General features: G+C 68.1%; 13 protein-coding genes and 1 pseudogene. 5 read left to right on the top strand and 9 right to left on the bottom strand.

Annotated features, from left to right (window positions below; translation table 11 throughout):
• Positions 1–66: 66 nt before the first annotated feature.
• From AC6RUA_RS16130 to AC6RUA_RS16090, 9 genes are all read right to left on the bottom strand, one after another.
• The gene (locus AC6RUA_RS16130) at positions 67–3033 is read right to left on the bottom strand and encodes a glycosyl hydrolase (protein ID WP_499815771.1); all 2967 of its coding nucleotides are present in this window, start codon (positions 3031–3033) and stop codon (positions 67–69) included.
• A 98-nt stretch (positions 3034–3131) separates the two neighbouring features.
• Entirely contained in the window at positions 3132–6932 is a 3801-nt protein-coding gene (locus AC6RUA_RS16125; RefSeq protein ID WP_499815770.1) for a glycosylhydrolase-like jelly roll fold domain-containing protein, read from the bottom strand.
• A 45-nt stretch (positions 6933–6977) separates the two neighbouring features.
• Positions 6978–7694, bottom strand: a complete 717-nt coding sequence (locus AC6RUA_RS16120; RefSeq protein WP_499815769.1) for a hypothetical protein — start codon at positions 7692–7694, stop codon at positions 6978–6980.
• A gap of 70 nt (positions 7695–7764) precedes the next feature.
• Positions 7765–8625 (bottom strand): carbohydrate ABC transporter permease, encoded by an 861-nt coding sequence (locus tag AC6RUA_RS16115; RefSeq protein WP_499815768.1) that lies wholly within the window; start codon positions 8623–8625, stop codon positions 7765–7767.
• Between the two features lie 4 nt (positions 8626–8629).
• Complete coding sequence (locus tag AC6RUA_RS16110) at positions 8630–9592, bottom strand: carbohydrate ABC transporter permease (RefSeq protein ID WP_499815767.1); 963 nt, start codon at positions 9590–9592, stop codon at positions 8630–8632.
• A 297-nt stretch (positions 9593–9889) separates the two neighbouring features.
• Positions 9890–13192, bottom strand: a complete 3303-nt coding sequence (locus AC6RUA_RS16105) for a family 78 glycoside hydrolase catalytic domain (RefSeq protein WP_499815766.1) — start codon at positions 13190–13192, stop codon at positions 9890–9892.
• A 165-nt stretch (positions 13193–13357) separates the two neighbouring features.
• The gene (locus AC6RUA_RS16100) at positions 13358–15019 is read right to left on the bottom strand and encodes an ABC transporter substrate-binding protein (protein ID WP_499815765.1); all 1662 of its coding nucleotides are present in this window, start codon (positions 15017–15019) and stop codon (positions 13358–13360) included.
• 76 nt (positions 15020–15095) lie between these two features.
• Positions 15096–16256 (bottom strand): ABC transporter ATP-binding protein, encoded by a 1161-nt coding sequence (locus AC6RUA_RS16095; RefSeq protein WP_499815764.1) that lies wholly within the window; start codon positions 16254–16256, stop codon positions 15096–15098.
• Between the two features lie 708 nt (positions 16257–16964).
• Entirely contained in the window at positions 16965–17267 is a 303-nt protein-coding gene (locus AC6RUA_RS16090; protein ID WP_499815763.1) for an L-rhamnose mutarotase, read from the bottom strand.
• A 78-nt stretch (positions 17268–17345) separates the two neighbouring features.
• On the opposite strand from AC6RUA_RS16090, the pseudogene rhcC reads away from it, so the two are divergent.
• The 5 genes and pseudogenes from rhcC (at position 17346) to AC6RUA_RS16065 (ending at position 22979) form a co-directional block, all read left to right on the top strand.
• Positions 17346–18214 (top strand): annotated as a pseudogene (gene rhcC, locus AC6RUA_RS16085) (L-rhamnono-1,4-lactonase).
• A 162-nt stretch (positions 18215–18376) separates the two neighbouring features.
• Positions 18377–19405, top strand: a complete 1029-nt coding sequence (locus AC6RUA_RS16080) for a zinc-dependent alcohol dehydrogenase (protein ID WP_499815762.1) — start codon at positions 18377–18379, stop codon at positions 19403–19405.
• A 162-nt stretch (positions 19406–19567) separates the two neighbouring features.
• Complete coding sequence (locus AC6RUA_RS16075) at positions 19568–20782, top strand: enolase C-terminal domain-like protein (RefSeq protein WP_499815761.1); 1215 nt, start codon at positions 19568–19570, stop codon at positions 20780–20782.
• Positions 20775–21806, top strand: a complete 1032-nt coding sequence (locus AC6RUA_RS16070) for an LLM class flavin-dependent oxidoreductase (protein ID WP_499815760.1) — start codon at positions 20775–20777, stop codon at positions 21804–21806. Before AC6RUA_RS16075 ends, AC6RUA_RS16070 begins: the two co-directional genes overlap by 8 nt.
• A gap of 420 nt (positions 21807–22226) precedes the next feature.
• Positions 22227–22979 carry an IclR family transcriptional regulator gene (locus AC6RUA_RS16065; protein ID WP_499815759.1) on the top strand — a complete coding sequence of 251 codons (753 nt, stop codon included), beginning with the start codon at positions 22227–22229 and terminating at the stop codon, positions 22977–22979.
• Positions 22980–23055: the final 76 nt, after the last annotated feature.

The following is a 23055-nucleotide window of genomic DNA, read 5'->3' as shown; positions in this document are numbered from 1 at the left end:
GAGATGATAAACGTCCGGCCGCGGGAGCGGGGGAGTCGAGGCGCTCGAACCGCCGGTCCGTGGCGGTCAGTCCCGGTCGAAGACGAGGTGGGGGCTCTCGACGCCCACGGGGACGGTCGTGTACTCGTCGGTCCAGGTGTTCCGGTCGAGGTACGCGTTCTCTTCGTCGGGACGGAACGACTCGGGGGTGACGAACCGCGGCGACGGCTCGTCGGTGTGCAGCGGCCCCGTCAGGTTGCGCAGACTCGTGACCAGGCGGAACCGGACCGTGTTCTCGCCTGGGGTCAGGTCGACTCGCCCCCTCCACGGCGGCCAGCGCAGTTCCGTTCGCCGTTCGCCGACGGCGGCCTCGGCGAGGGCGACGCCGGTCGACAGGTCGTCGACCACGAGCGTCGCCGACCCGTCGCGTTCGACGTCGACGTCCGTCTCCAGTGTCGCTTCGCCGGCGAAGAACGGGTAGCCGTGTGCGGTGAGTTCGGGCTCCGGAACCGTCTCCGGTTCGGCGACCAGCCGGTGCGTCTCGGAGTCGACCGCGAAGTCGCCGAGCACGTACACGGGTTCGACGCTCGCCGTCTCGCTACGGGTCCCGCTGACGGTCACGACGTTCCTCCCCGCTTCCACGTGCGCGGAAACGTCGAACCGGTGCCAGTGGACGTCGCGCCACCGCTCGTCCGTCGGCGGGAGTTCGACGCCGTCGACGCGGACGTCAACCTCGTCGGCGCTCTCGACGACGAGCCCGAACTCGCCGTCAGCGACCGCCTCGCTCACCTCGAACGAGTAGCGCGCCGTGAACGGGACGTGACCCGCAGGGTCGTCGAGTTCGGTCTTCGCCTGCCAGTGGGCCGCGACGTTCGTCTCGCCGAGGTCCCGGCCGTCGAGTTCGAGTTCGCAGACGTCGAGCACCAGCGCGTTCGGGTCGTGGCGTCGGACCCGCCAGTCGCCGTCCAGCGGCACCCGCTCGCCGTCGGACGACCGCCCGGCGCGCCCGAGCGTCGTCCCCTCGTCGCGAGGTTCGGCACTCGGGTCGAGCGAGAGCAGCAGCGACCCGGTCGGCGGGAGTTCGACCTCCACCTCCGTTCCGTCGCTGTCGCCGCCGGCGGCGACGGGTCGACGCTCGCCCGTCGCCGCGTCCCAGCGCTCGAGAGCACCCCCGCGGTCCAGTCGGAGCGTGAACCGCTCGGCGCGCTCGCGGTCCGAGTTGGCGAGGAGCGCGAGGAGTCCGCCGTCGACCCGCCGCACCTGCACCATCACGTCGGACGCGGTTTCGTCTCCTCGGTCGTCGAGCAGTCGGACGGGCCGGTGCGTCCGGTCGGCGACTTCGGCCGGCGTCACCCACTCGGTGGCCGCCAGCAGGTCGTCGAGCCGGCCGTCGGCCGGTCGACCTTCTACGAGCGACGGCTCCTCGCCGACGACCAGCACGCTCCCCCCGCCGTCGACGAACGCCTCGAGCAGGTCGACGGTCGACGCTTGGAGTGTCCGGCAGTACGGCACCACGATGGTGTCGTACTCCGACGTTCCGACGACGAGCGAGCCGTCCTCGACGGCGCCGTCGCTCTCCAGGACGAGTTCGTCGCCAAGGTCGAACTGGACGTGGTCCGCGACCAGACCGTCGACCAGGTCGGTGAACCGATCGTTCAGTTCTCGCGCCGACTCGCGCGCCATCGTGTGGTGGCCGGTGAGTGCGGAGAGGTCGGTCTCCGAGGCGTTCGAGTACGCCAGCCACCCGCTCTGGACCGGGTGGAGCACCAGTGTGTCGGCGAACGCGTCGCCGCGCCGGAGCGCGTACGCCGTCCGGGCGACGTAGTCGGCGACGCGGTCGTTGTACGCCCACCAGGGCTGCTGGTAGAAGAGGTTCGGCGGGTAGTCGCGCTTGCGCTCGCCGCGCATCGAGTACAGCGAGAGGTGGTGGTTGACGAACGTGACGCCGTGGACGAGGTTCCAGTCGGCGAGCCACTTGCGCGCCTCGAACGAGAGCTGCTGGCCGGAGGTCCCGTACAGTTCACACAGCGCGGGTCGGTCGAACTGCCGCGCGACGCTCGTACACTGCTTTATCTTCAGCGGGTTGTTCTGCCGGTTGACGACCGCCCGTCCGAGGTGGTCGATACCGGGTTGTCCCTGGTGGCGGTAGTGGGGCATGACGGCCCCCGAGGTGCGAATCTGCTCGGGGACGGAGTGTTCGTGCTGGTAGTGGCCGGTCAGCTTCAGTCCCCGCTCGTCGCACCAGTCGCCGAGGCGTTCGGAGTACGTCTCGACGAACCGCTCGGTGACGAAGCGCCAAAAGTCGTACCGGACCGCCTCGTACGACCGTCCGTTCGTCTCGCGGTCGAAGAAGAGCGCGGGCAGGTGCTCCGTCAGGTCGTAGCCGTTCGCCTCGCGGAACGCCGTCGGGAGTCCGGCGGTCCACGGGACGAACCCGTGGAGGTTCTCCGCGTCCGGGCGGGTGTACAGTTGCGGTTCGTCCGTGAAGACGCCCTCGACGCCGTCGCCGAAGTGTTCGCCGACGGCGTCCGCGTACCCCTCGTACGCTCGCTCGACGAACTCCGCGACGACGTCGGGGTTCATGAGGTCGGCGTAGGGCGTCCCCTTCGCAGTCTCGTCCGCCTCGCGTCCGGTGGTGGTCACACAGACGTAGTAGCGTTCGCCGTCGTGGTCGACGGGTTCGACCACGTCGTCGTTCGCGGTCGGCTCGCTCTTCAGCGACAGGCACTTCAGCCGGTACTCCGGTCCGAGCGCCGGGATGGCTCCGCCGGCGTAGCCGCTCGGCCAGTGGTCCTCGTCGTACAGCCACGGAGTCATCCCGGCGTCGACGCCCGCCTCGACGCAGGTCGACACCCGCTCGAACCACTCCTCCGAGAGGGGGTCGACGGTGTTGCCGAACCGGGCGTGCGGGAAGAACCCACCCCACCCGGCGTCGTCCATCGTTGCTACCTGGTCGAGGAGGTGCGACTCCTCCAGCGTGTCGTTCCACACCCAGAACGGATGCCCCCGGTACTCCGACGGCGGGGAGCGGAACGTCTCCTCGTCGAGTTGCATGGGTTCGGTTCACACACTCGGTCCGGGGTGATGATTGTTTCGACAGCGGGCGGTTCGACCGGGGTCGGACGCTTCGGAGTAGCGAGCCGAGTGGTCTCCTACACGTCGATGGTCACGAGCGGTTCGACCCGGACCGTCACTGGCCCCAGGAGTCCGGACGGGAACTCGTCGCGGTCGACGGTCGGGAGCACCTCGACGTCGCCGGCGAAGTAGTCGAGTGCCTCCCGCGCGTACCGCTTGGGGGTCTCGGCGTCGAAGTGGTTCGCCAGCGTGTTCGCCACCGTCACCTCGACGTCGTTCGCGCCCGCCTCGACGGCGTCGGTCACGTCGAACGAGAACGGCCGGCGGAACGCCGACCCGACCGGTGTCCCGTTGACCGCGACGGCGGCGCTGACCGCGACGTCGCCAAGGTCGAGCACCACCCGGTCGTCGGCGTCGAGGTCCGGCAGTCGAACCGTCGTCCGGTAGCGTGCCCGCCCGGAGTACGAGTCGAGACCGAGGTCGCTCCACGCCGTGCGGTCGACGGTCACGGAGTCGGTCTCGACGCGCGGCGACCGCTCGAACGTCGCACCGCCGTACGCGCCCCGCTCCTGTTCGACGCGAACCGCGACCGTCGCGGGCGACTCGAGCGTCGACCCCAGGCTCACGGCGTCGTCTTCGACCGGGTGCTCCTCCCCGTCGACCCACGCCCGCGCGTCGCCCCGGACCGGGAGGCCGAACGAGCGGGTTCCCGTCGGCACCTCGAACCGGTACCAGCCGACGGGCGCGGGGTCCCACGGCCTGTAGTCGAACGCGACGTCCGCCGTCTCGAACCACCTGAGCCGGGGCACGTAGCGGAGGTCCCGGTCGAGGGCGCTCCCGTCCGTCGACTCCACGGCGAAGTACGTCTCCACGCCGGGTTCGGCCCGCACGAGCGCAGCGGTCCGTCCCGCCGGGAGGTGGGCGATTGCGGTACCACCCCCGTCGGGCCCGGCCCCCCGCGCGAGTTCGTGGTCCTCGCCGGGTCCGTCGAAGCGGAACTCGCCGAGTCGCACCTCCTCGACGCCGGGTCCGTAGTGACACGCGACCGTCTGGGGCTCCTCGGCACGCAGTGTCGTCCAGAAGTAGGTGCTCTCCTCCCCCTCGGGGGAGACGAGGTAGTCGTCCGAGACGACCGTGGTGTACCCGAGCATGTACGGGTGCGTGTCCGGTTTCCCGAATCGGGTGGAGAACTCGTACGGTTCCCACCCCGCGGTGTCCTCCGTGGGTGGTGTCGGGTCGTCACCGTCGCCGGTGCCGGTCCGGCGCCAGAAGTACGGCCCGTACGTCCGGTCGACGGCGTCCCACGCCGCCGTCTCGACGTCCGGTCGGTGCCAGCCCTGCCGCAGACCGTCCCGGTCGGTCCCCTCGGCGCGGTGGCGGATGTCGCGCACCTCCGGGCCGATGACCGTCTCCTCCGGCGGGTACCGGAAGTCGCCCCACTCGTTGTCCATCGTCGGCTCGAGTTCGACCTCCCACTCGCCGTCGACCTCGACGGTCTCGGGCACGACGACGGAGTCGACGCGCCCCGCCCTGTTCTCCTCCCCGTCGGCGACGGTCGCGGTCTGGGACCCCGAAGAACGGGCTCTGCCGGTCACTTCGACGCCGTCTCGCGTCGCCTCGACGGACTCGACGCTCGACAGCGACGTCTCCACCACGCGAGCGGCCTGTTCCCTCCCGTCGTCGCTCCCGTCTACGACGACGACGTGGAAGTCGTGCGGGGCGAACGAGAGCGTGAGTGTCAGGTAGGCCCCCTCGCGGTCGTACGTCCGAATCGGCTCCACGTCGCCGGTGAGCGGGTCCCACCGCTCTGGGGTGCCGTCGGCCCGGAGGCTGACGTCGACGGTTCGCTCCTCGTCGCGGACGTTGAACAGCAGGTAGACGTCGCGCTCCCCCGCCCGTCGGTGCGCGTGGTAGAGGTCCGGGTCGGAGCGCCGGACGTCCCGGTCGACGACCCCGTCGAGGAGGCCCACTATGTCGGTCTCCGCGTCGGCCAGTACCCCCACGCCCGCGTCGGCGGGGTCGTGGACGTGGTGGCCCGCGGCGCCGCCGTCCTGCCCCGCGCGGTAGGCGTCGCCGAAGACGGCTTCGAGGGCCTCGTCGAGGAAGCCGTCGTCGTCACCGTCGTCGCCGACGAGGGTCGTCGGAAGCCGACCGACGGCGAGCACGACCCCGTCGGCGTCGTGGAACGCTCGAATCGTCTCCAGCGTCTCCCGCCGAATCGCGGTGGTCGGTCCGAGCAGGAGCGTCGGAATCTCCATCCCCTCGACGCCGAGCGTACTCCCCTCGACATCGGCGTCGGCCAGCGAGTCGGGGTCCGCGAGCACCAGGTCGCTGCCGGCGTCGTAGACGCGTTCCGCGAGTTCGCGGGTCCGCTCGTCGACGTGTTCGCCCGCATCGCCGATGCCCTCGTCGGGTCGCCAGTCGGCGTGCAACGACGTCGACGGGTACAGCATCGCGACGTCCACGACCGGCTGTCCCCGACTGAACAGGTAGCTCAGCCGCGCCGCGGCGTCGTTGAGTTCGCCCACGTCGTCCCAGTACGGCTGCCGGAAGTGGACGTCCGGTGGGGCGTGTTCCCACCAGCCCCCCTGCGTCGTGTAGTAGCAACCGTGCTTGTCGTAGAGGTTCGCACCGTAACAGACGTTCTCGACCAGACCCGCCAGTTGCGCCTCCGGCGTGAAGCCCCACCCCGTCGAGTGGAACAGTTCGCCCCAGACCCGGTCGCGGTCGTAGCAGGCGGCGATGGAGGCGGAGAGCTTCGCGTCGAAGAAGTTGCGCGACCCGATGGCCGCCTGTCCGCCGTCGTCGTAGCCCGGGACCTGGAACCACCGCATCGTCCGGTAGTAGTCGCCGTACTGGGTGGTCCCCTCGGTCAGGTCGTTGCGCCCCCAGTTGTCGTGCGAGCGGACGAGTCCGTGTTCCTCGTGCCAGTCGTACAGCGGTTCGAACCAGTTCTCCTCGAGGAGCGCCGTCACCACGTCGTAGTAGGCGGTCCGGAAACGCTCGGTGTCGGGGCCGACGTCCTCGTACAGGCCGACGAGGTGCGGGACGGGGTCGTAGCCGTGGTCGGACTCGAACCGTTCGAGGACTCGCTCGTCGCACGGCACCTCGTCGTCGAGGAGGACGAGTTCGTCCTCGAACGTCCCGACCAGCGGGTCGCCGACCAGGTCGTCGCCGAGGCGACGGCGGTACTCCTCGAAGTGCAGGTCGACGTACCGCTCGGCGGCGTCGGGCGTCGTGTACCGCAACCCTTCCGGACGGGTCCCGACGACCGCGACGTGGTAGTCGCCGTCGTCGGCCTCCCACCGGACCGTCCCGTCCTCGACCGGGAGGTCGACGGCGTCGTCGACGCGCAGCGACCCGTCGTCTGCACGGGGGTACGCGGCGGCGACGCGTACCGACAGGTCGTCCGGCACCGAGAGGGCGACCGACTCCGTCGCGGTCACGTCCGCGCTCACCCGGTCGAGGACGCGCCCCTGGAGCGCCTCGTTCCCGGTCGTCTCCGCGCGGATGCGGTGCTGCCAGAACTCCCGCCAGGTCGGCGGGCTGTGGTGGTACGTCTCGTCGTGAACCCAGAGGGTCATCCCGAGGCGGTCGCACTCCCGCGCCGCGTGCTCCATCCGGTCCCACCACTCCTCGCCGAAGTACTGCTCCTCGTCGCCGGCCGGACCGGTCGGGTACTTCTGGATGAAACACACGGACGGGACGCCACCGTCGGCCAGCGATTCCAACTGTTCGGTCATCCGCTCCGGGTCGAGGTCGTCGCCGTCCCACCACCACAGCGGAACCGGGCCGTACTCGGGGTCCGGGTCCCGGAACTCATCTCGGAGGCGGTCGTGTAGCTGGTCACTCGGACTGTCGCCGCCGCTGGTTGCCATGCGGAATCGTGGCACGGTGCCGTACTTAACTGTTCGCGTCGAGCGTCAGTCGTAGTCGAGGAGGGGGACCGGCGCGGCGGCGTCGACGTCGTCCCAGGGGACGGTCAGCTCCGCGACTTCGGCGGCGAGCAGGACCAGAAAGCCCGGGAGCAACAGGACCGGCGTGACGACGGTGACGGCGGCGATGAACGTCCAGCCGAGCGCCTGTAGGAGCAGCCACAGCGCCGCGAGCGGTTCTCTAACGACTGTCTCGACGCTCGACGCGAGCGCGAATCGACACTCGCGGACCGGGAACCGACGACGGTCGGGGTCCGCGGTGCGGACGTACACCGGCAGCGCGAACGCGAGGAGGAGCCCCCAGCCGACGACGAGGTAGACGCTCGCCACCCCGACCGTCCGGCCGGCGAGCCCGGACACCGGCAGGTTCGTCAGCACCGCCGCGAGGACGACGAGCGCGAACGTGACGGCGCCGACGGCGACGCCGACCGGCCACTCCTCCCGGAGCCCACGCCAGAACGGGGTCAGCGGGATGGTCTCGTGGCGGGCCGCCACTTCGGTCGTCAGGCGGAACCCCGCAACTACGACGACGCCACAGAGGAGACAACTCGTCCAGAGGCCGACGAGCCAGGCGGACCGACCGGTGACGAGAACGGTCGACGCGAACGGTAGCAGCGCCGCCGAGAACAGCAGGCTGACGAACAGGACGCCGACGGAGTTGCGGACCGTGTCCCGGACGGTCAGTTCGACGCTCTCGCGATACACTGTGCCGACCAGACGGGGAGGGGTCGGTTATAGACTTCGACTGCCGGGGAGAGGTCGGTGCGTCGCCTCGCTACTCTCCTTTCATGCCGCCGATGCGGAACCCGCGGACGTACTGTTTCTGCATCGAGACGAACAGCACGACCACGGGGAGCATCGTCAGCGTCGTCGCGGCCATCAACCCCGACCAGTCGGTGTACAGTTGGCCCTGGAAGAAGCCGAGCGCGACCGTCAGCGGGTACAGCGACTGGTTCCGCGCGAGAACCAGCGGCCAGAGGAACGAGTTCCACGTCGTGATGAACGTGATGAGGCCGAGCGTGACGAGCGCGGGCTTCATCATCGGGAGCACGATACGCCAGTAGATGTCGAACTTCGAACAGCCGTCGATGAGCGCCGCGTCCTCCAGCGAGGAGGGGAGCGTCTTGATGAACTGCCGCATCAGGAAGACGCCGAACCCGGTGACCGCGTGCGGGAGGATGATGCCGATGAAGGTGTTGACGAGCCCGAACTGACTGAACAGGACGTACACCGGGATGACGAGCACCATCGGCGAAATCATCATCGTCGCCAGCACCGCGACGAACGTGGCGTCGCGTCCCCAGAACTCCAGGCGCGCGAACGCGTAGCCCGACAACGAGTCGAACACCAGGACGATGAGCGTCGTCCCGCCGGCGATGATGAACGTGTTCACCAGGAACTGCCCGAAGTTGAACTCGGTGAACAGCTCTTGGTAGTTGATGAAGCTCCAGTCCACCGGGAGCATCTTCGGCGGTTGGACGGGTTGCCAGCCGTTGCCCATGAGCGAGATGAGCAGCATCAGTACGTACGGACCGAACGTGAACGCGGCCAGCAGGAACAGGTAGCCGTGGGCCACGGTTCGCTCGGCGTAGTCGCGGGGCGTCTCGGGGTCTGGGAGGAGGTCGAACTTCGTCATGGTCTCACTGGTAGTACTCCGTCCGGCTCTGCAGCGGTTTGTACAGCAGCAGCGTCACGACCGCCGTCAGCAGGAACATCACGATGCTGGCGGCGGCGGACCGGCCGAACGCGTTGTAGCTGAACGCCGTCGAGTAGATGAAGAACGACGGCACCTGGGTCGCGTTGATGGGACCGCCCTCGGTGAGCACGTACACGGCGCTGAACCCCAGGCGGAACACCTGGATGAGTTGCACCACCACGAGGAAGAACGTCGTCGGTTTCAACAGCGGCCAGATGATGTACCGGAGCCGCTTCCACCGGGTCGCGCCGTCCATCCGAGAGGCGTCCATCAGGTCCTCCGGGAGCCCCGCCATCGCGGCGAGGTAGATGAGCATCGAGAGCCCGAACCCCCACATCAGCGACGTGATGACCGACGGGAGCGCCCACGTCACGTTCGTCGTCCACCCGACGGCCCGCTCGACGATACCGATCGTGAGCAGCCACGAGTTCAGGAACCCGCCCTCGTTCGGGAACAGGATGAACCGCCAGACGATGGCCCAGATGATGGGCGGGCCGGCGACCGGAACGATGAACGCGAGGCGGTAGAGGTAGTTCCCCCTGAGTCGCTCGGTCAGGATGAGCGCGGTTGAGAGCGAGAAGAAGATGTTCGTCGGGATGAGCACCGCGCCGATGACGAGCACGTTCAGCACCGACTTCCACCAGACACCGTAGCCGACCAGCCAGGCGTAGTTGTCGAGGCCGACGAACTCACCGGGGAGGTTCATCAGGTTCGACGAGGTGAAGCTGACGTAGATCCCGAACAGGATGGGGAACGCCAGCACCAGCAGGATGAGCCCCACTTTCGGCGTGACGAACAGCCACCCCTCGACGTTCTCCTGGGTCTCTAGGTCCAGGTCCAGACTCGGGAACAGCGAGTCGGTCGTCGCCTCCTCGTCGGTCCTGCTGCGTGATTCGACGTCAGCCACGGGTGCCCCCTCGGGTGCGCACTGCCGACGCCCGCGGTCCGTCCGCCTCCACTCGGCGGTCCGTCGACGCGACCCGGTGGTCGGAGACTGCTCTCTCGTTGCACGACATCCTTGCCAGAGGGAAAGTGGACAAACGTATCGCTCTCTGGGTACCGGACTATATTGCCCCTACGTCCGCAGCGTGACTACCCAGTGTCTCCAGTCCTCGGAGGTCGGCCCGTACAGCGACGACAGCGACGGTCGTGGGCCAGCCGACGGGGGCAGGGGACCGCCGCGCCGGACGCTCACCTCGGTCGGTCAGTCGCTCACGTCGAACTCGTACGTCCCCGACTCGACCGTCAGGGACACCGCGCCGTCGTCGGCCGTCGCCGCCTCCACGCCGGTCGGGAGCGTCCCCTCGCCGCCCTCGGTCCAGACGACGTCGTCGCCCTCGGTGACGGTGGCGCCGTCGGCGTCACCGGGGAGGCGGACCGTCGCGGTCGTGTTCCACGGTACCTCGACCGCGAGCGAGAGGCCGTCGTCGGTCCGCTCCCACTCCGACGCGAGCGGGCCGTTCACCGTCTCGATGCGCCCCTCGGCCCAGTCGAGGTCGTCGACGACCGTCGGGGCGATTTCGACGCTCCCCCGGCCGTGCATCGAGTCGTCGAACCGGAGGCCGGCCAGCGCGTAGTAGAACCACTCCGAGACGAAGTTGAACGGGGAGTGGTTGAACGAGTTCATCCCGTCGTCGATGCGGTCGTCGCTGTCCCACCGCTCCCACATCGTTGTCGCCCCCTGCCGGACCATGTACACCCAGCCGGGACGCTCGGGCTGGCTGACGACTTCGTAGGCCACCTCCTCGTGACCGTGGTCGACGAGCGTGTGGATGAGCGGCCGGGTCCCCAGGAAGCCCGTCCGGAGTTTGCCGCCGTCCTCGCGGACCTTCTCGGCGAGGTTCTCGGCGACGGCGTCGACGTGGCCGTCGGGGACGAGTCCGACGTACAGCGGGACCGCGTACGACGCCTGCGTGCCCGGTCCGTACCGGTTCGCCTCGGCGTCGAGGAACTCCTCGTTGAACGCGGCCGCGATGTGTTCGGCGCGGTCGGCGTACCGCTCGGCGTCGTCCTCGTGACCGAGCACGGCCGCTATCTCCGCGAACAGGTTCGTCGTGTGGTACTGGAACGCGGTGTTGAACAGGTCGTGGGGGAGGCCGACCCGGTCGTCGTTGTTCTCGAACGCGAGCCAGTCGCCGTAGTTGCCGTACTCGTCGGGGATGATTCCGTCGTCGGACTCGTCGTACCAGAAGTCGACGTACCGGCGCATCCCCTCGTAGTGGCGTTCGAGCACGCCCGCGTCGCCGTAGTGGCGGTAGAGGTGCCACGGCACCGTCACCTGCGTGATGCCCCACGTCGGGTCCTCCGGAATCGTCCCGTACCCGTACGGGATGGTGTCGGCGATGTACCCGTGTTCGGACTGGACGTCGGCGTGGTCGCCCATCCACTTCTCGTAGAAACGGGCGGAGTCGAAGTTGTAGACGAGCGCCCGGGCGGCGATGTGGTTGTCGCCGGTCCACCCGAAGCGCTCGTCGCGCTGCGGGCAGTCCGTGAGGACGCTGTGGAGGTTTCCGCGCAGCCCCCACTGGGCGTTCTGCTGGAGCTGTGCGAGGTCGTCGTTCGAGCAGTCGAACTCGCCGATGGGGTCGACGTCCGTGTGGACGACCTTCGCGGTCACGTCCGCGGGGTCGAGTTCGCCGGGGTAGCCGACCACCTGGAGGTACCGGAACCCGTGGTAGGTGAACCGCGGCTCGTAGGTCTCGGTCCCCTCGCCGCTCGCGACGTACGTGTCCGTCGCGTCCGCCGACCGGAGGTCCTCGAGCGCGAGGCTGCCGTCGTCGAGCAGCACCTCGGCGTGACGGAGTTCGACCTCGTCGCCCGCGTCGGCGCCGTCGACGGTCAGTTCGACCCAGCCGACGAGGTTCTGTCCGAAGTCGAGAATCGGTCCCTCGTCGCGGTCGAGCACCTCCTCGGCGTCGAGCGTCTCGGTCACGCGTATCGGCGGCGTCCGCTGGGGGACCAGGTCGCCACCCGGCCCGTCGACGACGGCGACGCCCTCCCAGTCGCGGTCGTCGAACCCCGGTTCGGCCCAGCCGTCGTGTTCCTCGCGGGCGTCGTACACCTCGCCGTCGTACAGGTCGTTCTGGAGGAGGGGACTGGGCGCCGCGCGCCAGGAGCCGTCCGTCGACACCGTCCGGGTCCGCCCGTCGGCGTACTCCACCTCCAACTGGAGGATGGCTCGCGGCGCGCCGAACCCGGTCCAGTCGCGGGCGTTGCGCCCGAACCAGCCCTGTCCGAGCCAGAGGCCGAGCGCGTTCTCCCCCGCGTCGAGGTGGTCCGCAACGTCGTACGTGCTGTAGAGTACGCGCTCGTCGTACTGGGTCCACCCCGGGTTCAACACCTCGTCGCCGACGCGCTCGCCGTTGACGTACAGTTCGCCGTACCCCAGCCCGCAGACGTGCGCGCGGGCGCGCTCGACTTCTCCCCCGAGGTCGGCGTCCGCGCGGAGGAGCGGCGACTCGGGCGCGGTGTCCGACTCGTACCGACCGTCGACCAGTTTCTCGCGCCCCCACGACTCCTCCTCGACGCTCGAGGAGGCAGCGACGGTCCCGCCGGCGGCGAGGTCCTCGCCGTCGCCGTCGCGGACCGCCAGCGCCGCCAGCGCGAACGTCTTCCAGGGGCGGCGCTCCTCCCGGACGTACTGGGTCTTCAACTGCTTGCGCCCGCTGCCGGACGGGTCACCGGGGTCGAACTCGTAGAGGTCGGTCGCGGTGACCCGGACGTACCGCGCGTCGTCGCCGTCCACGTCGAACGAGACCGACTCGCTCCCGGGGTTGGGCTGGTCCTCGTCCGTCCGGTCGACGACGGTCCGCGAGTCGCCGAACTCGGGGTCGTCCGAGACCTCCACCCGGTAGCGGACGGGGAAGCCGAACCCGCCGGGACCGGGGACGGTCACCCGCTCCGCGGCGTCGGGGTCCTCAGAGAACACCGACGAGACCGTCATCCCGTCGGGCGTCTCGGGGCCGTCGAACGGCTCCGTCGGGTGGAGTTCCACCCGCTCGACGTCGCCCGTCCGCCCGAGGTCGACCTGCACCCACTCCTCGGCGTCGTCGTCGGCCGCGTGCCACTCGCTCCGGTAGCCGTTCGAGTCGCCCCCGTTCGGCCGGTAGCCGACCCAGCTCCCCTCCCACTCGTGGGCGCCGGCGAGCGCCGTCGAGAACCGCGCGGGTTCGGCCCACGCGGACGGCTCCCCGTCGGCGTCCCACGCGCGGACGGTCCAGTAGTAGTCCGTCCCCGACTCCAGCGCCGCGCCCCCGTAGGGGACGTTCGTCGAGTCGGGCGACTCCACCCTCCCGGAGTCCCAGAGGTCGCCCCGCTCGTCCGCGAGCGCCGCCTCGGAGCGGGCGACCAGCACCCGGTAGGCCGACTGCCGCGCGCCTCGCTCGTCGGTCTCGGCGCGCCACGAGAGACGCGGCTCGGCCGGTGGGACGTTGTTCGGCTCTCGCTCGTACTCGACGCGGAGGTCGGTGACGGTCACGCCGCTGCCGCTGTCAGCACTGTTCGGCATGCTCGCCACATAACCGCACCTCCAATTATAGATTGGGGTGCCGGCCCTTCCGGGCGGACGTCCACCACTCCGGGTCGGTTCGGGGGTCGGAGCGCAGTCGCTCTTCCCCCCGTTCGAATCGCCCGGTTCACCCCTCGACCCGCCGGACCGGACCCGGGGTTCGGGCTATCCCCAGTCGTAGCCCGGTTCCGGCTTGTTGAAGCCGACGCTCTCCGAGTCGACGGCGTAGTCGTCGGCGCTCAGCGTCTGTTGCCACTGCTGTTCGATCTGGGTCAGGCCCTCCTGACCTCCGAGCCGACCGGCGATCATCCGCTGTAGAACGTTGCCGGTCTGCTGTTGGAGCTGGCCGCCGCCGGCGCCCCGTGGGATGTTCATCTCCAGGCTCGTCACGCCCTGGACCTCGGTGCTCTTGATGTTGGAGTAGCGCTCCTGCCGTCTGCTCGTGAGGTCTTCGAGCGACTTGAACGCGGAGTCCATCGCCTCCATCACGGAGAGCGCTTGCGACTTCTTGACGAAGTCGGAGAGTTCGTCGGGGTTGTCCTGCATCATCTGGTACGCCTTCTGGTTCGGAACGGACTGTCCGGAGACGTTGAAGAACTTGAACGCCTGCTCGGCGGCCGTCCGGTACTGGATGAACTCGGTCGCCGCCTCGACGTTACCGCCGGCCTCGTCGGCGAACGCGGACATCCCGGCTCCGCTGGCGTTCCGAATCCAGACGTCCTCACCGTTGCGGGTCGGAATGGGAACGACCTTCCACTCGAAGTCGGCGTTCTCGGCGATACCAGCGCGTGCCCAGGTGAACAACTGCGCCGTTGCGGCCTGCCCCTCGTAGAACTGCTGGACGGTCTGGTGGGCCGTGTACGCCGACGGGTCGGTGGTCCAGCCGTTCTCGATGTGTGTCCCGTACCAGTCTTTCCATCCCTGCACCATCGCGTCGTCGGCCATGGTGAGGACGTATTCGTCGTCCGTGTTCTGGTAGCCTTCGTCGATTATCTTCCCCTCGGTCCGGCCCTTGTACATCACTCGAGTCCACCGGTTACGGCTGCTGATGTCCTTCAGACCGAGGATGTACCCGTTGATGTTGGTCCCGTTGACCGAGGTGCCGTCGATCTGTTTGACGGCGTCGTGCCACTCCTGGATGGACCAACCGTCGGTGGGGAGGTCACCCAGTCCCGCCTTGTTCCACGCGTCGACGTTGATGTAGAACAGTCCCGGGTCGACGCCACCGACGAACGGGACCGTCACGACACCTTTGTACGTGGCGCGTTGTCGGTCCCAGAACGTCGGCCAGAATTGCTTCATGAACGAGTCGTCGAAGTGGTCGCCGAGGTACGCGTACGGAGCGTTGTTGGCGATTTCCTCCCGGCTCTTCCCCGCCGTCTCGTAGAGGTTCCCCGGTGCGAGGTTCCACCCGACCGCCGGTGCGTTACCGGACCCGATGGCCGACTTCAACTTCGTCGGGAAATCCTGGTAGGGGGTGCGGACCTGCTCGACCGTGATGCCGTTGTCCAGTTCGTTGAACGACTCCACGATGGCGTTCTCCGCCTCGTTCGACGGCTGCGTCGAGTGGGGCCACCGCCAGTACTCGATGGTCGTCTCCTCGCCGCCCGTCGATCCCGTGGTTCCGCCGTTCGTCGAGTCACTGGTCTCTCCGCCACCGTCGCCACTGCTGGTGTTCCCGCCGCCCCCACCGCCGCCTCCGCCGCTACAGCCGGCCAGCAGGGCGACGGACCCCAGCCCGGTCGCTTTCAGCCACGACCGGCGCGACGGTGTGCTCAGCGGTCTGTCAGTACTCGACTCGGACTGTCCGTTGGTATCGTCTACCATGATTGGCTGCCTCGTTTGCTAATTTTCACCATCCTTGTTGAATGTTTCGGTAACGACGCTCGCTCGACGACCGGCGTCAGGTGGAGGAGGTGAACGGGTCGGTGCCCGCCGCTTCGTCCTCCGGGTCGACCGAGGGGTGTTTCAGCGCGTCGCCCGACTCGCCGTCGAAGAGGTACATTCGGTTCTCCGGGAACCGGAGTTCGACTTCGTCCACGTTCGCGAGGCGTCGGCCCGGGGGGACGTTCACCGTGAGGTTCTGGTCCCCGACCGTCACGTAGACGTAGCTGACGTCGCCGAGCGGTTCGACGACGTTGACCGACGCCGCCACCGTCTCGTCGCCTGCCTCGTCGACCATCTCCACGTCCGCGGGTCGGTACCCGACGGTGAGCGTCGACGATTCGCCCGTGACCCGTTCGGCCAGCGCGCCGGAGACGGGGTAGGTGAACGCGTCGTGCTCGAAGACGGTCCGACCGTCGACCTCCTCGACTCGAACCTCCAGGAAGTTCATCGAGGGGGAGCCGATGAACCCGGCGACGAACCGGTTCGAAGGCTCGTAGAACAGTTCCATCGGCGTGCCTACCTGCTGGAGTTCGCCCCCGTCGAGGACGGCGATGCGGTCGCCCATCGTCATCGCCTCCGTCTGGTCGTGCGTCACGTAGATGGTCGTCGTATCGAGCGACTGCTGGAGGTCCTGGAGTTCGGTGCGCATCTGCGTCCGGAGTTTGGCGTCGAGATTCGACAACGGCTCGTCCATCAGGAACACCTCCGGCTCACGGACGATTGCGCGCCCGAGCGCCACCCGCTGTTGCTGGCCACCTGAGAGCTCCCCCGGTTTCTTGTCCAACATGTCCCCGATGCCCATCATCCCCGCGGCGTTCTCGATGCGGCTCTGAATTTCCTCGCGGGGGAGGTCGGTGGTCATCTTCAGCCCGAACCCCATGTTCCTCCGGGCGTTCATGTGAGGGTACAGCGCGTAGTTCTGGAACACCATCGCGATGTTCCGGTCTTTCGGTTTCCGGCCCACGATGCTCGTGTCGTTGATGCGGATGTCCCCCTCGGTCAACTTCTCGAGACCGGCTATCGTCCGGAGCGTGGTGGACTTCCCGCACCCGGACGGGCCGACCAGGACGAGGAACTCCCCGTCCCGAATCGAGAGGTTCAGGTCGTCCACCGCGACGACGTCGCTCTCGTCGTCCTCGTACACCTTGGTCAGGTCGTCGATCTCTACGCTACCCATTGACACCCTCGAATTTCGCAGTGACCTACAAGAATCTTCGGGTGGATCGCGCCCCGACGAACGCCGCCGTCACCACGGACTCCGGGTGTGGCGGTCTCTCCGAGATCGCGTCCCACGGTCGCCGCTGGAAAGGGCAGCGGTCACAATCCGGATTAACGACCATCCATGTCCGATATTGTCGGACAATCCGGACGGAACCTCGTCGGTCCCACCGTCTTTTTTGACACGGTGTACTACCGTCGCTGCAGTTCAATTACAGTCGTACCATTGTAATTCAGAGCGCTACGGAACGCCGCTACCGGTCGTCGCCGAGTCCTCCCCCCTAGGCCCCGTCGATACGAGCCGAACGGTTCGGCCAAGAGACGCCGTCGACGGCCCGAGAGGCGCGAACCGGGCGGACTCACATCGTCCGATATCATCGGACGGCGAGCGGCTTTCGGCGTCGGCACCGCGACGACAGCGGTCGGTTCGAGCCTCGGTACCGCCGACGGGGAACTCATCTCGCCCCGTTACCGACCGCCTGCTCACGGCGATACCTGTTCGAGGCCGGTCAGAAGTACGTCGTCCGTAGTGCTCCGATATAGTCGGATGGCGTCCCCGGACGGGGGGTGGTGGTCTGTTCGTACCGGCGGGGCGCTGAGTCCACGCGTGGTCGCGGGGGAGCCGACGACCCGTCACTCCGCGCCGAGGGCCGGTTCGACCGCCGGCTCAGACCATCCGGTAGACTTCCTCCATCCACGGGTCCGACTCGTCGACCAGGAGCGGGTCCATCGCCTCGTCCCAGTCAGCCTGCGCGTCGCTCTCGCGCACGACTTCCCGTATCCGGTCGGGGTCCTCGACCTCCATGTAGCCGAAGACGTGGCCGTCTCGCTCGAACACGCTGTACGTCTCCAGTCCGGCACCCGAGTCCAGATACGCCGCCTCGAGCGCGGCCGGAACGCTCTCGTGTTCCGCTCGGTACGCCTCTCGCTGTCCTTCCTCGAGGCGAAGGTGAAACGCGATTCGTTCCATCGCTCCCCTGGTTCGACGGCCCGGGAGTTAGCTCTTGCCCGGGGAAGATTTACTACGGCGAGCCACGATTCCCACCGCGTGTTCGACAGTCACACACACGCGTGGGGCGCGGCGAGCGAGCGACACCCCTGGGTGAACGGACCGCTGTTGGACCTCGTCGACGAGTTCGACGTCCACACCGTCTACACGGCCGACCGACTGGTCGCCGACCTGGACCGGAACGGCGTCGACGGAGCCGTCGTCGTCGGCTATCCCATCTGCGACTGGACGGACAACTGGTACACCCTGCGGGCGGTCGAGGAGCACGACCCGCTGTACGGCATCGTGATGGTCGACCCGTTCGCGGACGACGCGGCCGACCAGCTCAGACGGTGCATGGAGACCGAGGGCGTTCTGGGGGTCCGTCTCGGGGCGGCTTGTCCGTACGACCGGATGTGGGAGACGTTCGCCCCGAGGTCACCTGGCTACGCGACGCCATCGGCGAGACCGAGTTCTGGGAGGCGGCCGTCGAGACGGACGCGGCCGTGCAGATACTCTGTGACCACGGGCAGTTGGACCAGGCGCTCGAACTGGTCGACGCCTACCCCGAACTGACGTACCTGTTCGACCACTTCGCGCACGCCGGCCCCGAGACGCCGACAGACGAGGGGACGTTCGCCCGCTTCGCCGACCTCGCGGAGTACGACAGCGTCGCGGTGAAGGTGTCCGAGATAGTTCACATGTCCGAGACGACGTTCCCGTACGAGGACATGCACGACCACGTCCGGTGGTTCCTCGACACGTTCGGCCGCGAGCGCGTCGTCTGGGGCTCGGACTACCCGAACGTGAGCGACGTCGCCAGCTACGCCGAGTCGCACAACTGGCTCCGACAGGTCGACTCGCTCTCGACGGCGGACCGCGACTGGCTGACCGGAAGGGCGTTTCGGCGCCACGTCGGACTGGACTGATGCCCGGGGCTTCTCGACTCCTCCAGCGGGGTATGACCGGCCGACGCGACGGGTGACGCTCGCGCCGGTGGTCGGAAGCGACCCCTTCTCGGCACCCAAAATTATTAATCCAAGTGAATAGAAGCAGTGGGTGAGTCGACCAGACCGGGTTACTCGAAAATTATGAAAGCAATCGTCCAGACGGGGCCACGATTCGTGGAGACCCAGGAACGGGAGAGACCGTCGATACACCCCGACGAGGTACTCGTACAGGTTCACACGGCCGGCCTCTGTGGCAGCGACGCTCACGCCTACAAGTACGACGGCGGCTACGAGTGGGTCCCTATCCCGCGGGTCATGGGCCACGAGTACTCCGGGCGGGTCGTGGCCGTCGGCGACGACGTCGACGGGTTCTCGGAGGGAGACAAGGTCATCGAGGAGCCGATTCACAGTTGTGGACACTGCTTCCAGTGCAAGAGCGGACAGCCGAACATCTGCCAGAACTTCTCTATCACCGGGATGCACCGCGACGGCGCGTACGCGGAGTACGTCTCCGTCGACCCGTCGTTCCTGCACGCCGTCCCCGACGACGTCCCGCTCTCGCACGCGGCGATCACCGAGCCGACGAGCATCGCCACCCGCGCCGTCCTCGGGCAGTCAGTGACGAACCCGGGCGACACGGTTCTCGTAGAGGGACCGGGGCCCATCGGTGTCCTCGTCGCGGCCGTCGCCGACTCGCTCGGCGCGAACGTCGTCGTCTCTGGGCTCGAACAGGACGCGCAGTACCGGCTCCCGCTGCTCGACTCGCTCGGCATCGAGACGGTCAACGTCGAGACCGAGGACCTCTCGCAGCGGGCCGAGCGGCTCACGGACGGCGTCGGCTTCGACGTCGTGTTCGACGCGACCGGCCACCACGCCGGCGTCGAGACGGCGCTCGACCACGTCCGGAAGGGGGGACAGGTCGTCGTCGTCGGAATCCCGAACGAGGCGAGCGAGGTCACGCTCACCTCGGCCGTCCGCGGGGAGGTCGACGTGAATACCTCCTACGGGTCGACGTGGACGAACTTCGAGCAGGCGCTCCGGCTGATGGAGCGTGACGAGATAGCCGTCGACCAGATCGTCGACACGTCGTTCAGCGCGGACGACCCCTCGAGCGCGTTCGAGGCGTTTCTCAGCTCCGAGACCTGCAAGCCGGTGTTCCAGTTCTCGTAGCGGCCTCGTGAGATTCTCGCGGCGTCCGCTTCGCCCCTCCTGACCGGTCGGTGGGCGAGTAGGCCGGTGCGCGACGCGGATCGACCGCCGCGGCGCGCCCGCCGACACCGACTACACGGAAAGGTTTTAACCCCGACGACGGGATGGTTGCGACAGCGTACCATGGAGATAACGGACGTATCAGCGACCAGAGTTAGCACGGATTCGTGGGGCGAGTTCGTCGAGTTCCCGCTCGTCACCGTGATGAGCAAGTACGACGAGTACAACAACGCCGAGGGCGACAATCCGCAGGCCCGACGGAAGTGGATGGGCCCGGTCGGCGACGTCGTCGTCGAAGTCGAGACGGACGCGGGCGTCACGGGCGTCGGCCACGGCAACTGGGCGACGGGCGCCATCGCGACCATCGTCGACGAGACGCTCTCGAAACTCGTCGTCGGCGAGGACCCGCGAGAGCGGGAGAAGCTCTGGGACCTCATGTACCGCGCGACCATCCCCTTCGGCCGGAAGGGAGCGGCGGTCGAGGCCATCAGCGCCGTCGACCTCGCGCTGTGGGACATCGCCGGCAAGGAGGCAGACAAGCCGGTGTACGAGTTGCTCGGCGGGCCGGTGACCGACGAGATTCCGTGCTACGCGAGCAACCTCCACCCGGTCGACCTCGAGACCCTCGAACGGGAGGCGCTCGACTACGTCGAACAGGGGTTCGACGCGATGAAACTCCGCTTCCAGCACGGCCCCGAGGCGGGCCGGCGGGGGATGGAGAGGAACGAGGAAATCGTCCGGACGGTCCGGGAGGCCGTCGGACACGACATCAAGGTCGCCGGCGACGCGTACATGGGTTGGACCGTCAAGTACGCGACGGAGATGCTCGACCGCCTGGAGTCGTACGACATGGAGTGGGTCGAGGAACCGGTCATCCCCGACGACATCGACGGGTACGCCGAGGTGCGCGAGGCCGCCCCCATGCCTATCTCCGGGGGCGAACACGAGTTCACCCGCTGGGGCCACAAGGAACTCCTCGAACGGGAGGCCGTCGACGTCCTCCAGCCCGACGTCCACCGCTGTGGTGGCCTGACCGACCTCCTGAAGATAGATGCGATGGCGAGCGCCCACGACGTCCCGGTGATTCCGCACTCGGGGACGAACCCGCACCTCCACTTCATCGCTGCCTCGACGAACGCGCCGATGGCCGAGTACTTCCCCATCCCGGAGTGGTACAGAGAACAGAAAGAGGACAAGGAGTCGACGTACGCCGACGCCATCTACGCGGACCCGCCGAACGCCGAGGACGGCGTCATCCCGCTTCCGGACGGCGTCGGCCTGAGCGCGGAACTCAACCGCGAGGCGCTCGAACACTTCGCCGTGGAGGACCATGCCTGACGTCAGCTTCGAGTACAACGTGCCCGTGTTCGCCGGCGCGCCCGACGCGGGCGAACAGGAGCCAGTGCACAGGGACACGCCCGAGTACGGGGCGCTCGACTGGGAGACGACCCGCGCGGGCATCGAGAAGGCGGAGGAACTGGGGTTCGACGCGGCGTGGGCGCCGGACCACCTGATGCTCGGCCGGGACCGCGCGGAGTACGAGTGCTGGACGCTCCTGTCGGCGATGGCCGGGTTCACCGACGAGATGAACGTCGGGTCGCTCGTGCTCTGTAACGACTACCGCAACCCGGCGCTCGTCGCGAAGATGGCGGCGACGCTCGACGTCATCTCGGACGGACGGCTCGAACTCGGTCTCGGCGCGGGCTGGCACGAACCGGAGTACGACGCCTACGGCTGGGAGTACCGCGACGGCTTCGAACGGCTGATGCGTCTCGACGAGTCGATCCGCCTGATGAAGCGCATGTGGGAGGCGGGCGGCGACGGCGCGAGTTTCGACGGCGACCACTACCAGATCGAGGACGCCGCCTGCGCGCCGGCGCCGGTGCGAGACCCTCACCCGCCGATTCTCGTCGGCGGACAGGGGGAGGAGGTGACGCTGAAACTCGTCGCCAAGCACGCAGACGTGTGGAACACGGACGTGTTCAACGGCGACGTCGAGACCCTCGAACACAAGATCGGCGTCATCGAGGACCACTGCGAGACGGTCGGGCGGGACCCCGACGACGTCGAGTACTCGTGGGACGGGCACGTCTTCTGCACCCGCGACGAGGAGAAACTCGACCGACTGCTCGACCTGATGCTCCCCATCCAGTTCGAGGAGGAGTATCAGGACCAGGCGACCATCGAGACGGAGGCGGACGCCCGGGAGTACTTCGTCATTGGGACGCCCGAGGAGTGCGCGGCGGCCATCGAGGACCGCATCGAGGCGGGCGTCACCAAGTTCCAGGCGTGGTTCGTCGACTTCCCCGACCACGACGGGATGGAACTGTTCGCCGACGAGGTGATACCCGAGTTCGCCTGACCGGTCGACCCGTCTCGTCCCGTCCGTCGTTCGGCGTCGTCCTCGTTCTCGGTTCGGGGCGGACGCCGAGCGACGGATGCTCGTCCGCGGTCGTCTCCGGTGATACGTTCTCACGACGGACAGGTACCTGCGACGTGGCCGCTCGGTCGGCCCTCGGGACCCGGCTCCTCCTCGGTCCGGTGAGAGCGGAACGCGTTCGTCTCCCTCCCCGTCGCCCTGTCGGTACCAGTCGCTCGTGCCGTTCTCCGTCCCCAGTCGACGAGCCCGTAGTCCCGGATTCGTCGGCCGGTGCGCCGACCGGGGTCGTGTCGGTGCGGCGCTCCCCCGATACCTGTCGCCCCGGTTGACTGCTTCCGGTGTCTCGCAGAGGTCCGACAATATCGGAAACTCTTTTCCAGCGCGAGCGCAATGGAGTCGCGTATGCCCGGTCCAATCAAGGCGACGAAAATCTCGTTCGAGATCATCGAAACGCTCCGGCGACTCGACGGGGCGGGCGTCTCGGAGGTGGCCGCCGAACTAGACCGGCCGACGAGCACCGTCCACGACTACCTCCGGACCCTGGAGGACGAGGAGTACCTCGTCAAGGAAGGCAGTACGTACTACGTGGGGACCCGATTCCTCCAGTTGGGCGACCAGGCCCGGGCCAGGACGGAGCCGTTCGAGATCGCCCGCCCGGAGGTGGACGAACTCGCGGAACAGACCGGCGAGCACGCCAACCTGATGATAGAGGAGCACGGCCTCGGCGTGTTCCTCTACAAGGCGCGCGGGGACGACGCCGTCCAACTCGACACCCACGCGGGTATGCGCGTCCCGCTCCAGACGGCGGCGCTCGGCAAGTCCATCATGGCCTTCCGACCGCGCGAGGAGGTCGAGCGGTTCATCGACCGGCACGGCCTCCCGCCGGTGACCGAGAACTCGATTACCGACCGCGGGGAACTGTTCGACGCCCTCGAGGAGATTCGCGAACGCGGGTACGCCTACGACGACCAGGAGCGCGTCAAGGGGATGCGGTGCGTCGCCGCGCCCATCACGGACGACGACGGGTGGGCTATCGCGGCGGTGAGCGTGTCGGGCCCGCAGAGTCGAATGCGGAAGCAGCGTTTCACCGAGGAGATTCCCGAGATGGTGCTCAGGACGTCGAACGTCATCGAGGTCAACCTCACGTACTCGTAGCGCCCCCCTCTCGAGGCCCCGAACGACTCCCGCCCCACTGCCAGAACGAAAACAGTTAGGGTCCCCCACGCACCAC

The organism is Halorarum sp. SLYT50 (assembly GCF_059821265.1).
The sequence above is the reverse complement of the archived record's forward strand: the minus strand, read 5'-3'. Positions and strand labels throughout refer to the sequence as shown.

Excerpts from the sequence above, each read along its gene's own strand:
- AC6RUA_RS16130 (WP_499815771.1), bottom strand. The coding sequence starts at position 3,033 with ATGCAACTCGACGAGGAGACGTTCCGCTCCCCGCCGTCGGAGTACCGG.
- AC6RUA_RS16125 (WP_499815770.1), bottom strand. The coding sequence starts at position 6,932 with ATGGCAACCAGCGGCGGCGACAGTCCGAGTGACCAGCTACACGACCGC.
- AC6RUA_RS16115 (WP_499815768.1), bottom strand. The coding sequence starts at position 8,625 with ATGACGAAGTTCGACCTCCTCCCAGACCCCGAGACGCCCCGCGACTAC.
- AC6RUA_RS16105 (WP_499815766.1), bottom strand. The coding sequence starts at position 13,192 with ATGCCGAACAGTGCTGACAGCGGCAGCGGCGTGACCGTCACCGACCTC.
- AC6RUA_RS16100 (WP_499815765.1), bottom strand. The coding sequence starts at position 15,019 with ATGGTAGACGATACCAACGGACAGTCCGAGTCGAGTACTGACAGACCG.
- AC6RUA_RS16095 (WP_499815764.1), bottom strand. The coding sequence starts at position 16,256 with ATGGGTAGCGTAGAGATCGACGACCTGACCAAGGTGTACGAGGACGAC.
- AC6RUA_RS16090 (WP_499815763.1), bottom strand. The coding sequence starts at position 17,267 with ATGGAACGAATCGCGTTTCACCTTCGCCTCGAGGAAGGACAGCGAGAG.
- AC6RUA_RS16080 (WP_499815762.1), top strand. The coding sequence starts at position 18,377 with ATGAAAGCAATCGTCCAGACGGGGCCACGATTCGTGGAGACCCAGGAA.
- AC6RUA_RS16075 (WP_499815761.1), top strand. The coding sequence starts at position 19,568 with ATGGAGATAACGGACGTATCAGCGACCAGAGTTAGCACGGATTCGTGG.
- AC6RUA_RS16070 (WP_499815760.1), top strand. The coding sequence starts at position 20,775 with ATGCCTGACGTCAGCTTCGAGTACAACGTGCCCGTGTTCGCCGGCGCG.
- AC6RUA_RS16065 (WP_499815759.1), top strand. The coding sequence starts at position 22,227 with ATGCCCGGTCCAATCAAGGCGACGAAAATCTCGTTCGAGATCATCGAA.